The sequence below is a fragment of the Anabaena sp. FACHB-595 genome, from assembly GCF_048568275.1.
Taxonomy (GTDB): domain Bacteria; phylum Cyanobacteriota; class Cyanobacteriia; order Cyanobacteriales; family Nostocaceae; genus Trichormus.
In genome coordinates, this window is the sequence record NZ_CP183475.1 from 88,264 (window position 1) to 101,154 (window position 12,891).

Sequence of the window (12,891 nt, forward strand, 5' to 3'; positions counted from 1 at the left end):
ATATCTGAATTTGACATTTATTTTGCCATAATGTTGACCAATAATTACCTTACTAGTATTTTCAATCCTCCATTTACCAGGAGAGTCAAGTCTAAACAATACAATATTAATAATTTGTAATAAATTTAATTTTTTCTTCTGACAGCAAGGAAATGAAGAAGTTACTGTTAGAAAAAATGCAGCAACCGCATAAATTGACTTTTTCATAACTAACTCTGGCAAGATGATATAGGGTAGGCAAAATCCACTATCCCACCCTACAGCTACCGATTAATTTGGTTGACAGCAAGCCACACCTAAAATTAACAGCAGTTACTCACCTTAGCCACCGTAAGTCTGAATCCGAGCTAAACCAAGTGGAATTTCTTCTTTCATATCAATCTTTTTGACAGATACGGGATAATGCCAAGTTCCCTCATAATCTGGAGTCTTAACTCCTTTCATACGAATTGATATAGTTGTACCAGGAACTACTGGTTCGGAAAAAGCTACAGTAGCTTTTTTGTTGTTAATAGAAACCGTTGTAGGAATTTTTTGACCTAATTTGTTTTGGACTTCAATTCCTTTATCAATACTTATTCCTTCTGGTAAATCAATCGCCAATTCTGAAAGTGCTTTACCTTGGACATGAACATCAAATTTATGAGTAGCATCTGGGATACGGGCATCATTAGGAACAGCAGCACTATTACCTAGATGAGAAATATTAGCATCATTTGGATTTTTAGCCCAAGCAGTAGAAACTGAAGATGCAAAAACTAAGGTAAAAGCAGCTGCGTAAATCAGCTTTTTCATCAATATTCTCCTTATTTAGTTAACCAATGAACTATCTCTATAGGAATCCGACTTGAGTCTTGCTATGTATACTGAGAAGCCAAACCTTATTTGACAGGCTTTCAGTTAGGTTGACTTTTCAACAATCAAATGGGATTTCTATATATTTATAATTATGAAAGCTATTGATGAAATCAAGATGAAATATTGTTATGTCAAGGGAAATTTAAAATGTAGTTATTAAACGTAATTATTCAAAATTGTTTCTGATTGAACTATTAAATATCTAAATTTAAAAGCAACTTAAAATTCTCCTGATAGTTAACTCAAAAATCAGTTAACTATCAGGAATTTTATTTGGATAGCGAAGATTTTAAGGACTAATACGAAACCTAGCTACACCTATAGGTATTTTTGCATCACTACCAATGAGATTAGCAGATAAATAATAAACAGGGCCATTACCAAGAAATGGTTGTTTGACATTCTTAATGTCAATCTCTAGCTTACTGTTAGGAGCAACTGGTTCAGCAAAAGCTAGTAGTATAGTCTTACCATTCAAAGAAACATTAGCGTTAATTTTTTGACCATTCTCTTTGTTTACAACAACATCATTAATATCATTGCTCCACCTTACAGTACTTGGAACTTCAATATTTAACTGCGAAACATCTTTACTATTTTTAGGAACGTGTACTCGCAAAGTATGTCTAACAACCGCCCAGCGAGTCGGAGGAAATTGATAGTTACCCTCAACATGAGGAAGACTATCATTTTCTTCATTGGCACTTGCATAGTTGGCAGAAATTAAAAATGCAGCAGCTAGAGTAGATATAGCAATGTAAGCTAGCATTTTTTTCATATTTACTCCTAATTTAATCAGTAACATCAGCAAATATTCAGATTCGTGTTTAGTAAGCCGTTATCAACTAATACATAACAACTAGGTAAAGACAGAATTATCTATCTCCTACATTCACACAAGAATCAAGAGAAGTTAAAAGCCTTCTCATTAACTTGTTTACTGTTTTAAGTCAAAAAGGCCTACTACCTTTATTGATCAAGTTTGGCAGGTCTTAATGAAATCTGGATGAAATTTTTGATTAACATAAAAATCTACATATTAAAATGTAGGGAATTTAGCTAAACCAATAGGAATTTCTACCTCACTGCCAACAACTTTCACTGAAAAGCGGTATACAGAATCCGGGCCTGTAACTGGTTGTTGAACTTTATTAAAATTAACTAAGAGCTTAGTGTTAGAAATAACCTTTTCAGGGAACTCTATAATAATTTGTCTGCCATTGGCGGAAATATTAGTATTAATTTTCTGATCATTCACATCCAAGACATCAATATCATTACTCACTGCTACAGTAGATGGAGTTTCAATAATAAGTTGAGAAAGAGCGTTGTTATTTTTGGGGATATTTAACCGAAAAGTATGTTTTACAAAACGCCAGCTATTAGTAGGATATTGCAAATTATTATCAACATAGTCTCCTTAGCATTTGCCTTAGTCATGCAAATGAAAGCTATAGTGCCAAGAGCAAATACTGTACCTGTGTAAATCCATATTTTCTTCATCTTGAATTGTGAAACAACCATTATGTAAAATAAGTTACAATTTTCTACTGAATAGACCTTTACATAATAAGTTTGACATGTCAGGATGAAATTAGGGTGAAATTTTGACTAGTTCAAAAAATAATTTGGTGATGTTGTGATAGTTAGCTAAACCTGAACTAGAACTTTAGTTACTGCAACAAAAAATTCAATATTTTCAGTCTCAAGAACTAACAAGATCGTGGAAATCAGTTGTGGATGATATTAAAAAATCAGGCTTTTAGTTGTAAAAGTACAATTAAAAGTCCGATTCTGCATCAAAGCATAAGTATAAAAGGCTCAATAATAGTATAGAGACATCAAAGTGAAATTAAGATGAAAATTGAGCATGACTAAAGAGAAAATTAGTGTTTACTATCATTCACCCGAACAAATTATTAACGCTGAATTTGCTGAATCAGGGCTTGTGTTTGTTGATAAGCTTGGGTATCACCTTGTTTAAGAAACAGTTTTGCAGCTTGCTGAAGGTCTGTAACAGCACTCTTACTGTCTCCTAAAGCATATTGTGCCAGTCCTCGGTTGCCATAGGCATCAGCTAAATTGGGATTGATTTGTAGTGCTTTATTAAAATCTGCGATCGCTTGCTGATGATTTCCCTGTCTAAAATGGGCTAGTCCTAGATTGTAATAACCATCTTGTGAGTTTGGATCAATTTTCACTGTCTGATTAAAGTCGGCAATGGCTTTCTGAAAATCTCCTAGTTCTACATAAGAAATTCCCCGACCATTATAAGCATCTGTATGCTTGGGATTTAACCGCAGCGCTAGGTTAAAGTCAGAGATGGCTGCACTGAAGTCTCTCAATTGAGATTTAGCTAAACCACGAAGGCAAAAACCTTCATAAAACCGTGGATTCATCTGTACTACAGAGTTAAAATCTGCGATCGCACCATTGAAGTTGCCTTGCTCAAGCTTTTGCACTCCTTGGTTATAGTACTCTTGGAAGTTCGTCGCCTTCAAAGGTATTTGTGCTTCTCTCGCAGAAACAGCAGCAGGCATTACACCCAGTAGACTTGTTATTCCCAGGATGGCTACTGTTCGCTTGATATATTTCATGGCTTTACCCCTTCATTCTTGCAGCATGACATTGGATTGCCACGGATCTGTTCCTTTATTTTAACTGGGAACTTGTAATAGCCATCCCCAAAGACTTTGTAATAGCAACCAAGCATTTAAGCCAACGATGACAATAGCAACTAACCAAGCTAAAGATTTTAACCACAAGGGATTGACAAACTCACCCATCAAGCGGCGATTACTTGTAAACATCACCAAGGGAATTACTGCAAACGGTAACTGTAAACTGAGGATGACTTGACTGAGAACTATGAGGCTGCTTGTACTATTTTCACCAAACAGAATAATTGTAATTAACGCTGGAATGATGGCAAGCAGACGGGTTATTAAACGGCGTAACCACGACGGAAGGCGAAATTGCAAAAAGCCTTCCATAACAATTTGTCCTGCTAGAGTCGCAGTCAGCGTTGAACTTTGCCCAGAAGCAAGTAATGCAATGCCAAAAATCGCACTAGCAGCACTGACTCCTAACAGTGGTGAAAGCAATTTATAAGCATCTTGAATTTCTGCAACATTCTGATTGCCAGAAAAATGAAATGTTGCGGCAGACACAATTAAAATTGCTGAGTTAATGAATAGTGCTAATGACAAAGCAAAAGTTGAATCAATTGTGCCAAACTTAATCGCTTCCCATCTTTTTTCAGTAGTAGGTTGCCAATCACGAGTTTGTACAATAGAGGAGTGTAAATATAAGTTGTGAGGCATCACTGTTGCCCCTAAAATACCAATAGCGATGTAGAGCATTTCTGGATTCTGTAAAATTTCCTTCTTGGGCAGATATCCCAACAAAATCCCCCCCATATCAGGTCGAGAAAACAGAATTTCCGCTGTAAAACAGATACCTACGGTTGCTACCAGCATTATTACTAAGGCTTCTGTATAACGAAAGCCTTTATGTTGCAGGAATAGCAATACCAGGACATCCAGCGCAGTGATACACACACCCCATATCAAGGGAATAACGAATAAAAGTTGTAGGGCGATCGCACTTCCCAGTAATTCCGCTAAGTCACAAGCAGCGATCGCAATCTCACACAGTACCCACAAACAAAAGCTTACCTTTGGGCTGAAATAGTCTCGACAAGCCTGCGCTAAATCTCGCCCTGTAGCAACTCCCAAACGCACACATAGAGATTGGAGTAATATCGCCATCAGGTTGGACAGCAGGATTACTGTTAACAACGTGTACCCGAACTTTGACCCCCCCGCAATATCTGTTGCCCAGTTACCAGGGTCTATGTATCCAACTGAAACCAAATACCCTGGCCCTGCATAAGCCAACATCTTGCGCCAAAAGCTGTTGCTGTTGGGGACTCTAATACTACGGTGAACCTCTGGTAAGCTAGGTCTGTTTTCTGGGGGAGTCATTTACTTTGCCATGAAATATTCTCATATTCTTTTCATAATCCCAGAAAATGTAGAATAAACATCAACCATTAGGCAAGTAGGGATGTTGTAGGTGTAACCATCAGCATAATTAGCCCAACCCGAAGATCGGGAGAGTTGCGTAGGAAAATACCTCCCAATCCCCAAACAAAAACAGGTGTCCAAATAAAGTTCATGCCCAAAATCAATCCGGTCATCTTGTAATTTTGAAATGCCTGACCTAAATGATTAAGTGGAATATTTAAAAATACTCCATAGAGCATAACCATCAAGGATGGAACAATTAGGAATACAGCATTTTCCTCAACCCATTTAATTCGTCCCAATATCAGCCCGATTAAGATAGCAATAATGAAAAATCCAGATTGGAGTTTTTCAGTAAAACTCATGTTTAAATGTCTCCATTAAGTCTTTGAAGAAAACAACAAACATACTTTAGATATCAAATGGCAATATTGAACGAAGTGCGATGGAGGGCAATTTGCCGTCGCACTTTGTCTTTGCTTCTTAGTAGCCGTAAATAGGTAAGGGAAAGTAATTAAAAAATATTCAGTCATATCCACGTTATAGTCTTCTTTTATAAATGTTTAATCTGCTTTCAAAAATACTTCCATAACTTTGAATGATGCAAATTAATTAAGACATTTTATACACTCTTGTCAAACAGAAAGTTTATGGTGTATCTTTTTTGCAATCGAGCAGCAAAATGCTTTTGATTGACGAATTCGTAAAATTGATTCTCAGAGGTCAAAAATGACTAATTTTTCTTCTACTTCAGTGTTGCGGAAGACCGCAGGTATTACTTTGTCTAAACCTGTACAAGTAACACTTTATATGCTGCTGTCTTCTTTGGTTATCTGGACTGTTTTGTTCTCTACCTATCCTGCGGCTCATAACACGGCACATTCAGCGCGTCACCACACTTTAGGCGTTGCGTGTCATTAAATTATCATAATCTCAAGATATTTCGGATACATGAGATTTTGCTAAAACACTTGATAAAATAACGCCACGAGGATGGCGCGAAATCTGCGCCATTTTTTGAAATGTAAGTAATTAAAGTTTTGTAAAGTAAAGATACTTTGTCTTTCATCTCTGCATTATTTTGCTTTGATTTCATACCATCTCTGATTTATTGTCAATATTTTTACTGGAATTCTTCACTCTGTAGTGAATAGAAGCTGATAAGGTAACTTTTACTGACAACTATCAAATATTGACCGAAGATACATAGTTTACGTAAGGTTTTATGAAAAAATATCGACTGTTTGGGGCGATCAGTGCTGTTTGTGTTGCATTGTCAATTCTTTATTCCTTTGTAGGAGTTTCCCAAACTCCTACACCCAGAGTACAACTCTCTACCAACCCACCTTTAGAACAGATTCATCCCTTTGAAGCAGGAACAGATAAACCACAATCTCCAGTTACACTAACGCTACAAGCTCTTGATGCTATAGGTAAACCCTTAGAAAATACCAAAATTAGCTTACAAATTCTGACACCACCACCTAATCCTTGGTTGACTACAGATTTCCCCATTGTCGAGGGAACAAAATTACTACAAATGGATGCGGCTGCACCTGATGGTAAGTTAGAAATTCAGCAGATGTTACCTATCCGTGGGAACTACCAACTGCGGGTAAATGTGTCACCCTTAGTAGCAAATGCTTTTACCCCCTATGAACAAACCTTGAATTTGAATATCCAAGAAAATCCAGTTAAATACAAATATTTTGCTGTTTTTGCAGCTATCTTACTATCAGTTGGATTATTAGGTGGTTGGGTTATCGGCGGACAAGAAGAACTACGACAAGGAGAAATTGCGCCGCAATCTGTGCGTCTGTTGTTAAGTGCATTGACAGTGGTGGCTATAGTAACTTTATTGTTTATTAACATTAGTGCAGAAGTTGCAGAGGCTCACGGTAGTGGACACTCAAGCGGTAAAGAAGAAATCGCACCATCAGTCCAAAAATCTCAAGGGTTGGAAGTCCGTGTTGAGGGAAATAAAAGCGCAACGGTAGGAAAACTTGCTAATTTGATAGTAAATGTTAAAGATGCTGCCACAGGACAACCCATCAAGGATGTAGTGTTGCAGGTGAAGGCGATCGCTCTAGAAGATAATTTAACAGTCTTTGCCTACAAGGGAGTTACTGACCAATTCGGCAAGTTAACGTGGCAAGAGCAATTTTTTGATGGCGCACCTCACAAAGTTGAGGTCGAAGCAACTCCTAGCCCTGGATCTAAGCGTCAATTTCCACTGGTGAAAGTCGCACAAGAAGTTGAAGTTGAAGGAATTGCACCGCCAATGTACATCCGGTTGATTGGTTTATTCTACTTTACTGCTATTGTCGGCATTGGTATGGCGATGGGATTGCTAATACAGCATCGACGAAAACCACAAGCTAGGGCAAATTAAAAGCATCAACGCTTGACACTACACCGTATCAATATTCCTAAAATGCCCAGTTCCAAAAATGTAGCACTAGCGATCGCTAACCCAAATCCAGATCCCTCAGTACGATGCGAGCGATCGCTTCGTCTGTCAAGGGTAAGTGAAGGATGAAAGTGCTACCCTTACCAACTTGGCTTTGCAACTGTATACTACCTCTATGAGCCTGAACAATTGCTTGAGCGATCGCTAATCCCAATCCAGATCCACCAGTACGACGCGAGCGATCGCTATTGACTCGATAAAAACGGTCAAAGATCCGCTTTTGCTCGTGCGATGCAATACCAATACCTGTATCTTGAACTTCAATTACAGCATTACCGTTGCTGCGTTTGAGGATAACAGTTACATAACCGCCAGCAGGGGTATATTGAATAGCATTGGCAATTAGATTAGAAAGCACACGCAACAGTTGATCTTCATCTCCCATCACGTATAAAAGCTCTTGGCATAACACCAAAGATGTTAGTTGCAAAGAAGCCGCAGCCGCTAACGCTGAAAATTCTTCTATTAGGTCATTAATCAAAATATTCAGACAGCAATGTACTTGTTGTGTCGCCAGCGTTTGCTGTTCCAATCGAGACAGTAACAGCATATCCTGAACTAGTTCAGCTAGTCGATGATTCTGACGTTGAATAGATGCCAAAACATCTCGCGCCTCGTCAGACAGATACTCCATATCAAATAAAGTTTCTACCGTTGCATTAATCGCTGCAAGAGGAGTACGCAACTCATGAGAGGCATCAGACGTAAACTGTTGCATTTGTTTATACGAAGAGTCAATTGGTCGCATTGCTAACCCTGCCAGCCACCAACTAGAACCGCCAACTAACAATACCGTAATTGGCAATCCCACGGCCAAAATTAATTTCAAAGCAGCGAGACGATTATCAAGGTCATTGAGATTGCGCCCTACCTGAATATAGCCCCAATCTTGATTATCTTGAGTGTGCAGCAGTAGAGACTTTTGACTATAACGATTACCTTGCAAGTCTTTGACTATTTGCCACACTTGAGTTTCCACAGTCGGGGGCAATTCATTAGGTTGGAAACCTGCCACTGCAATTAACCGTCCTGAACCATCGACAAAACGGATGTAATATTGCTTATCTTTGTATACAGTACTAAAAATGCCGTGTTCATTATGGGTGCTTTGACTGTGACTCAGGATATTTTGGGTAGGACAACTGGACTCAGCTAAACAAATATTTGGTAAAACCTGCTGGAAAACTAGCTCTGTAATACCAGGTTGTTTCAAATTTGGTTCAATTACATCATGTAGTGTACCTGCGACCGATTCCAGTTCCCGGTTGATAGAAGCCACATAAGCATCAATGATTACCTCATAAACCACAAAACCGCATAAGGATAGAATCAGAGCCATAACTACCGCATACCAGGTAGCCAATTGCCAGCGAGTCTTACGAAATAGTCGAATCTGCATTGCCAGGATTGAAACGATAACCCATACTAGGGACAGTTTCGATTAGCCCATCACAACCATATTCCGATAATTTGCGTCGCAAAAGTCGGATTTGAGCTGCTACTACATTACTAACGCGTTCTGCACTAAAGGCGTACAGATGATTTAAAATTTGGTCGCGGGTAATAACTGTATTAGGACGTTTCATCAAGTATTCTAATAATTGAAATTCTTTTTTTGTTAAATAAATTACCTTATTTTCACCATTCGGGTACTGTCGAGAAATCGTACAATTACCGCAGTCTAGGATAAGACCACCAACTTGCAATTGTAAAGGCTGGAACTGAGACGTAAGCGATGCGCCTCCTAAAGCAGATCGCCGTTGCAATGCACGCAATCGTGCCAACAGTTCTGCCATGCCAAACGGCTTGATTAGATAATCATCTGCCCCTGCATCTAGACCAGCTACCTTATCTGCCATGCTATCTTTAGCAGTTAGCATCAGCACTGGTAAAGCATTACCCCGATTCCTTAAACGTTTACATAGTTCTATCCCTGACATTCCTGGTAACAACCAATCAAAGATTGCCAGTGTATATTGAGTCAAATCATCTTCTAAATAAATCCAGGCTTCGTTTCCATCCAAAACCCAATCAACAACATATTTTTCTTTACTCAACTTTCGCTGAATCGACGCACCCAAATCTGGCTCATCTTCAACAAGCAGAACTTTCATAAGCAGCAGATGTATTTTAGTAATTTATTCATTAAATTACACGCAATTGAGCGACACCAATTGGTAACTCTGCATTCATACCAGTGAGAATAGTAGATATCTTGTAGAACTTATCACCAGTAGTCACTGCTGTTTTTTTAACATTATTCATTTCTACAATGATAGTAGTTCCAGGAGCGACTGATTCGGCAAACTCTAGCGTAGCTTTTTTGCCTTGAATAGAAACTTTTGCCGCAATTTCTTTACCAGATTGCTCGGACACATCAATGCTTTCTCTGAGGACAATATTAGCTGGAGCTTCGATAATTAGCTGAGAAATAGCCTTGCTGTTTTCGGGAACTGCTATTTTTAAAGTATGTCTGAGAATTCTCCAGTGGCGAATACCTTGAGGAGATTCCCCTAAGCTAATAACGTGAGGAAAGTTACTAGATTGTGGTGTAGGATTTGCATAAGTAGCTGGAACTAAAACTGCCATAGTCAAGGCAAAAATAGCAGTATATCTCAGTATTCTAATCATTGCGTTTTTATAATCACTTTACTAGATCCATAAATCATTAGAATCATCTTCGTTAAAAGATGTTACCTCTTAATAGCTTGACAAAGTGAGATGAAATTTGGGTGAAATTTTAGCTAGTTACAGGAATTTATTAAAAAAAACAAATAAGTGACCTTTGATAGAGCTATGACGTTTTCCTACAACGCATCTCTTTATAGTTTCAAAGCTCTGTCTAACCTTGTTTCAACTTATAACGATATTGACAAAAAGTTGAAGAAGCAAGATGTTCGTACTGATGTTTTGTCATACATTTAACTGAAAATATACTCTCGTAGATTTGTTTGGCAACGACGGAGGTAACTCAGTGCTTGTTTTTCTAAGTAACGAACTCTCCTTTCACTAATGTTGAGATGTTGAGCTACCTGCGTCAAAGTGAGTTCATAATTATCTTCCAAGCCATAATGCAAAATTAGGACTTGTTGCTGCTGTGGAGTTAATTCTCTCAGTGAGAGATAGATATCTTGACGCATTAAATTTTGAGTCACTTGGATTTCAGGCGAGGTTTCTGGAACTTCTGTTAAAAGTTCTTGCAATTCTGTGTCTTCGTTATCGCCCACTTGTTTATCTAATGAAGCAGGTTGACGAGATATCATCAGCAGTTCGCGGATTTGAGCAGGGTTTAATTTCATCTTTTCTGCAATTTCATCTGCACTAGGACTGCGTTTTAATTTCTGAGATAATTCTCTTTGTACTTTTTTAAATTTATTCAACTTTTCGGTAATATGAATTGGCAGTCTAATAGTTCGTGATTGCTGAGATATTGCTCGTGTCATTGCCTGGCTAATCCACCAATAAGCGTAGGTAGAAAATTTATAGCCACGAGTGGGGTCAAATTTCTCTACGCCACGTTCTAAACCTAATGAACCTTCTTGAATTAAATCCATTAACTCCAAATTTCTTCTTTGATATTTTTTGGCAATAGCAACCACTAAACGAAGATTTGCTACCATCATTTTTTGCTTTGCCTGTGTACCTTGCTGAAAAATATCCTTCACTTCTATTTCACTAAGCTGTACATATTTGGCTAATTCTTTTTGAGAGGGTTCGTGGTTGAGTTGTTTCTTCAAAGTTTCCTTCTTCTTCTGTAACACCATCATCTGCTGTACCTGTTTGCTATATACAATTTCTTCCTCATGAGTCAACAATGGTACCCGAACAATATCTTGCAGATAATTCCGAACTATATCTGTGCTGAATTTAGTATTTGAAGTTGTTGTAATCATAATGTGGTGATTTTACCTATTCGAGCTTCAAAATAAACACTTTGCTCAAATCTTTTGAGTTCTGCTAAAGCTTTTTCTTCTTGAGAATAATTTAAGAAAATATTTAACTCTTGTGAATTCCAAAACTTCTCAATTAGGGGAGCAATGAAAAAGTTTCTAGAAAGCTGATTTATAAGTAATGGAACTACAATCAGAATTAACAGAAAACGGAGGGAGGAAATTGTTTGCAGTCGAGAAGCGCGAAACTCTTCAATAACCTTTGCTTCGGCATTTGGATCTAACGTGTGTTGAAATTGTCCTATCGTCCGCAGGATAGAGCGAGTAATAAAGCTCATCTTTTGAGATGATGACTTTTATTTCATCTTAATTTATAAGCATCAAAATTATAGTTGCACCCATAATTTAGTGAGACAACTGTGGTGTTTTAAAAACCTATAAGATTTAAACTTTAAATCTCTAAATTCTACTTTACAAAAATAGGATGAAATTAAGATGAAAAGTCAGTATTTTATAGATTTTTTTCTAAATTTAGTTATTTTGGTATATATTAAAATCAGCAAATTTACTTAAATAACTATTACTTTGGGGATTTGTTCTCACAAAGCTAAGATGATTAGGTATTCGGTTACAGTAATTGCTCTAAATGCGATCGCCACCAAATTCTCTCTTTATATGCTCAACTAAATTAATTTAAACCACGTTTTCTTGAGCAAGAGGACATGGATAACTTGGATCGCCTGTTTCTATGTGAATTGTAGTGTGTTCGATACCAAAATGGTCGTGAAGTTGTTGATTTACCTGAACTAAAAAAGCATCACTAAGATTTCCAGCAGGCATAATTAAGTGAGCAGTGAGAGCTGTTTCTGTGGTACTCATCGCCCAGATGTGCAAGTCATGAATACTAGATACACCGGGAAGTTCAGCTAAGAATGTACGGACTGCAAGTGGTTCAATACCTGCTGGTACTGCATCTGTGACTAAGTTCAAAGATTCTTGGAATAATTGCCAAGTACTCACAATAATCACGACAACGATCATCAAACTTACAACTGGGTCAAACCATAGCCAACCAGTAGCAACAATCGCAATACCAGCCAGGACTGCACCCAAAGACACCGCCGCGTCAGCAACTAAGTGAATAAAGGCTCCCCTAATATTCAAGTCTCTTTCACGACCAGATAAGAACATTAAGGCACTTCCCATATTGATGGCAATACCTACCGCAGCCACGCCGATAATTGTACTACCTGATACTGGACTAGGTTGAGCAAAACGCTGTATGGCTTCCCAGGCAACTGCGCCAGAAGCTACGAGTACGAGAACAGCGTTCAAAAGAGCTGCCAAAATAGAGGAGCGACGTAACCCATAAGTGCGGCGTGGTGTTGGTTGGCGACGGCCGAGGAAGCTCGCTCCCCAGGCAAGTAACAAACCTAGAACATCACTCAAATTGTGACCAGCATCGGCAAGTAGGGCAAGGGAATTGGCAGCTAACCCATAAACTACTTCAATGACAACAAATCCAGTGTTGAGAGCAACGCTAATAATGAAGGCACGGTTGTAATTAGTCGGTTCGTGGCTGTGTCCGTGACTGTGACTGTGAGACATGAATATTGCCCTTAAAGCGTTACCAACGGCGACAGAA

General features: G+C 38.2%; 13 protein-coding genes and 1 pseudogene. 2 read left to right on the forward strand and 12 right to left on the reverse strand.

From position 1 onward, the window contains the following. Positions 1–321 precede the first annotated feature (321 nt). The 6 genes and pseudogenes from ACN222_RS29275 to ACN222_RS29300 all read right to left on the reverse strand — a co-directional run bounded on the left by ACN222_RS29275 (position 322) and on the right by ACN222_RS29300 (position 5,251). Entirely contained in the window at positions 322–795 is a 474-nt protein-coding gene (locus tag ACN222_RS29275; protein ID WP_010993925.1) for a DUF2808 domain-containing protein, read from the reverse strand. 352 nt (positions 796–1,147) lie between these two features. Continuing rightward, a complete protein-coding gene (locus ACN222_RS29280; RefSeq protein WP_010993926.1) occupies positions 1,148–1,663 on the reverse strand; it encodes a DUF2808 domain-containing protein in 516 nt (171 codons plus the stop codon). 234 nt (positions 1,664–1,897) lie between these two features. Next, a pseudogene (locus ACN222_RS29285) lies at positions 1,898–2,361 on the reverse strand (DUF2808 domain-containing protein). Between the two features lie 416 nt (positions 2,362–2,777). After that, positions 2,778–3,455, reverse strand: coding sequence for a tetratricopeptide repeat protein (locus ACN222_RS29290; RefSeq protein WP_010993928.1), 678 nt, complete (start codon positions 3,453–3,455; stop codon positions 2,778–2,780). A 60-nt stretch (positions 3,456–3,515) separates the two neighbouring features. After that, positions 3,516–4,844 carry an Nramp family divalent metal transporter gene (locus tag ACN222_RS29295; protein ID WP_010993929.1) on the reverse strand — a complete coding sequence of 443 codons (1,329 nt, stop codon included), beginning with the start codon at positions 4,842–4,844 and terminating at the stop codon, positions 3,516–3,518. 68 nt (positions 4,845–4,912) lie between these two features. Then, the gene (locus ACN222_RS29300) at positions 4,913–5,251 is read right to left on the reverse strand and encodes an arsenic resistance protein (protein WP_010993930.1); all 339 of its coding nucleotides are present in this window, start codon (positions 5,249–5,251) and stop codon (positions 4,913–4,915) included. A 364-nt stretch (positions 5,252–5,615) separates the two neighbouring features. On the opposite strand from ACN222_RS29300, the gene ACN222_RS29305 reads away from it, so the two are divergent. Together ACN222_RS29305 and ACN222_RS29310 are read left to right on the forward strand one after the other, a co-directional pair. Beyond that, complete coding sequence (locus tag ACN222_RS29305; RefSeq protein WP_010993931.1) at positions 5,616–5,807, forward strand: CbtB domain-containing protein; 192 nt, start codon at positions 5,616–5,618, stop codon at positions 5,805–5,807. A gap of 304 nt (positions 5,808–6,111) precedes the next feature. Then, a complete protein-coding gene (locus ACN222_RS29310; protein WP_010993932.1) occupies positions 6,112–7,278 on the forward strand; it encodes a hypothetical protein in 1,167 nt (388 codons plus the stop codon). A 76-nt stretch (positions 7,279–7,354) separates the two neighbouring features. Here the strand turns inward: ACN222_RS29310 and rppB are convergent, their stop codons facing one another. The 6 genes from rppB to ACN222_RS29340 all read right to left on the reverse strand — a co-directional run bounded on the left by rppB (position 7,355) and on the right by ACN222_RS29340 (position 12,854). Continuing rightward, on the reverse strand, positions 7,355–8,755 hold the full coding sequence (rppB, locus tag ACN222_RS29315) for a two-component system sensor histidine kinase RppB (RefSeq protein ID WP_010993933.1): 1,401 nt from the start codon (positions 8,753–8,755) through the stop codon (positions 7,355–7,357). Then, positions 8,733–9,470, reverse strand: a complete 738-nt coding sequence (gene rppA / locus ACN222_RS29320; RefSeq protein WP_010993934.1) for a two-component system response regulator RppA — start codon at positions 9,468–9,470, stop codon at positions 8,733–8,735. Before rppA ends, rppB begins: the two co-directional genes overlap by 23 nt. A gap of 31 nt (positions 9,471–9,501) precedes the next feature. Beyond that, complete coding sequence (locus tag ACN222_RS29325; RefSeq protein WP_231865444.1) at positions 9,502–9,945, reverse strand: DUF2808 domain-containing protein; 444 nt, start codon at positions 9,943–9,945, stop codon at positions 9,502–9,504. A 332-nt stretch (positions 9,946–10,277) separates the two neighbouring features. Further along, positions 10,278–11,249 (reverse strand): RpoD/SigA family RNA polymerase sigma factor, encoded by a 972-nt coding sequence (locus ACN222_RS29330; protein WP_010993936.1) that lies wholly within the window; start codon positions 11,247–11,249, stop codon positions 10,278–10,280. Then, positions 11,246–11,584 (reverse strand): heme-binding protein cemA, encoded by a 339-nt coding sequence (locus ACN222_RS29335; protein ID WP_010993937.1) that lies wholly within the window; start codon positions 11,582–11,584, stop codon positions 11,246–11,248. The genes ACN222_RS29330 and ACN222_RS29335 overlap by 4 nt, the downstream gene beginning before the upstream one ends. A 355-nt stretch (positions 11,585–11,939) precedes the next feature. Next, entirely contained in the window at positions 11,940–12,854 is a 915-nt protein-coding gene (locus ACN222_RS29340) for a cation diffusion facilitator family transporter (RefSeq protein WP_010993938.1), read from the reverse strand. Positions 12,855–12,891 lie beyond the last annotated feature (37 nt).